At 66.4% G+C, this 2,288-nt stretch carries 2 protein-coding genes; both read right to left on the bottom strand.

Annotation, left to right across the window (positions count from 1 at the left end; genetic code table 11):
• Positions 1 to 19 precede the first annotated feature (19 nt).
• Positions 20 to 832 carry a succinate dehydrogenase iron-sulfur subunit gene (locus tag AC2VON_RS17115; protein WP_486954017.1) on the bottom strand — a complete coding sequence of 271 codons (813 nt, stop codon included), beginning with the start codon at positions 830 to 832 and terminating at the stop codon, positions 20 to 22.
• On the bottom strand, positions 832 to 2,288 hold a 1,457-nt coding region (gene sdhA, locus AC2VON_RS17110), incomplete at its 5' end, for a succinate dehydrogenase flavoprotein subunit (protein WP_486954016.1). The genes AC2VON_RS17115 and sdhA, both read right to left, overlap by 1 nt.

Raw genomic sequence — 2,288 nt, 5'->3', positions numbered from 1 at the left:
CGCCCGGGGGAGCGGCGAGCTAGCGGGCGAACATCAGCGCCCGCTTGACCTCCTGAATCGCCTTGGTGATCTGAATGCCGCGGGGGCAGGAGTCGGTGCAGTTGAACGTGGTGCGGCAACGCCACACCCCGTCGGATTCGTTGAGGATGTCCAGCCGCTCGGCGGCGCCTTCGTCACGGCTGTCGAAGATGAACCGGTGCGCGTTGACGATCGCCGCCGGGCCGAAGTAGCTGCCCTCACTCCAATACACCGGGCAACTGGTGGTGCAGATCCCGCACAGGATGCACGTGGTGGTGTCGTCGTAGCGCAGCCGGTCCTGCTGGCTCTGGATGCGCTCCCGGGTCGGCTCGTTGCCGCTGGTGATCAGGTACGGCTTGACCGCCCGGTAGGCGTCGAAGAACGGCTCCATGTCCACCACCAGGTCCTTCTCCACCGGCAGCCCGCGCATCGGCTCGATCGTGATGGTCACCTCGCTTCCCGGCCTACCCGGTTTTTTGGGCAGCAGCTCGCGCATCAGCGTTGTGCAGGCCAGTTTGTTGTGCCCGTTGATCCGCATGCCGTCCGAGCCGCAGACGCCGTGGGCGCAGGAACGGCGGAAGGTCAAGGTGCCGTCCAGGTAGCCCTTGATGTAGATCAACAGGTTGAGCACCCGGTCGGTGGGCAGGCACGGTACCCGGAAGCTCTGCCAACCGTCGGTGGCGTCGAACTGGTGCGGGTTCTCCGGGTTGTAGCGGGCGATCTTGAGGATGACCAGCTGCGCGCCCTCGGGAACCGGGGGCTGGGGATCGCCAGGTTCGGGTGCGTCGACAACCTCCCCTGATGTAACGGCCATCAGTATTTCCGTTCCCTGGGTTCGTAGCGGGTCCGCACCACCGGCTTGAAGTCCAGCCGGATGTCGCTGCGCAGGTCGGTGCCTTGCTTGTAGGCCATGGTGTGGCGCAGGTAGTTGGTGTCGTCGCGGTTCGGGTAGTCCTCGCGGGCATGGCCGCCGCGGGTTTCCTTGCGGTTCAAAGCGCTCACCACGGTGACCTCGGCCAGCTCCAGCAGAAATCCCAGCTCGATCGCTTCCAGCAGATCGCTGTTGTAGCACTTTCCCTTGTCGTGCACGGTGATTCGGGAATATCTCTCTTTGAGCGCATGGATGTCGGTGAGCGCCTGTTTCAGCGTCTCCTCGGTGCGGAACACCGCGGCATTTTTGTCCATCGTCTGCTGCAGCCCGCCGCGGATGTCGGCGACCCGCTGATCGCCGTGCTCGGAGAGGATCGCAGCAACCCAGTCGACCACCATCGCTGCCGGTTCGGGCGGCATGGCGACGAAGTCGTGTCGCACGGCGTAATCGGCCGCGGCGATGCCGGCGCGGCGGCCGAAGACGTTGATATCCAACAGCGAGTTGGTGCCCAGCCGGTTGGCGCCGTGCACCGACACGCAGGCGCATTCCCCCGCGGCGTACAGCCCGGGCACCGCGGCGGTGTTGTGGGCCAGCACCTGCCCGGTGACGGTGGTCGGGATGCCGCCCATCACGTAGTGGCAGGTTGGGTACACCGGCACCAGTTCGGTGACCGGGTCGACACCGAGATAGGTGCGGGTGAACTCGGTGACGTCGGGCAGCTTGGCTTCCAGCACGTCGGCGCCGAGGTGGCGCACGTCGAGGTAGACGTAGTCCTTGTGCGGCCCGGCGCCGCGGCCTTGCAGCACTTCGAGCACCATCGACCGGGCCACGACGTCGCCCGGCGCCAGGTCGACGATCGTCGGCGCGTAGCGCTCCATGAAGCGTTCACCCTCGCCGTTGAGCAGCCGGCCACCCTCACCGCGCACCGCCTCGGAGATCAAGATGCCCAGCCCCGCCAGACCGGTCGGATGAAACTGGTGAAACTCCATGTCTTTTAGTGGAAGTCCCTTGCGGAAGACGACAGCCATGCCGTCGCCGGTCAGGGTGTGCGCGTTGGAGGTGGTCTTGTACATCCGGCCGGAGCCGCCGGTGGCGATGACGACGGCTTTGGCCCCGAAGACGTGGACTGCGCCGGTGGCCAGTTCATAGGCGACCACGCCGCTGGCCACCGGGCCGCCGGGGGTGTCGGTGAGCAGCAGGTCCAGGACGTAGAACTCGTTGAAGAACTCGACGTCGTGGCGGACGCAGTTCTGATACAGGGTCTGCAGGATCATCTGGCCGGTGCGGTCGGCGGCGTAGCACGACCGGCGCACCGGGGCTTTCCCGTGCTCGCGGGTGTGCCCGCCGAACCGGCGCTGGTCGATGCGGCCTTCGGGGGTGCGAGAAAACGGCATCCCCA

The organism is Mycobacterium sp. TH-M82 (assembly GCF_057473605.1).
This window is presented reverse-complemented; position numbering and strand designations above follow the sequence as displayed.

What these genes read in the sequence shown, in the direction of transcription:
- AC2VON_RS17115 (WP_486954017.1), bottom strand. Translation starts at nt 832, where the DNA reads ATGGCCGTTACATCAGGGGAGGTTGTCGACGCACCCGAACCTGGCGAT.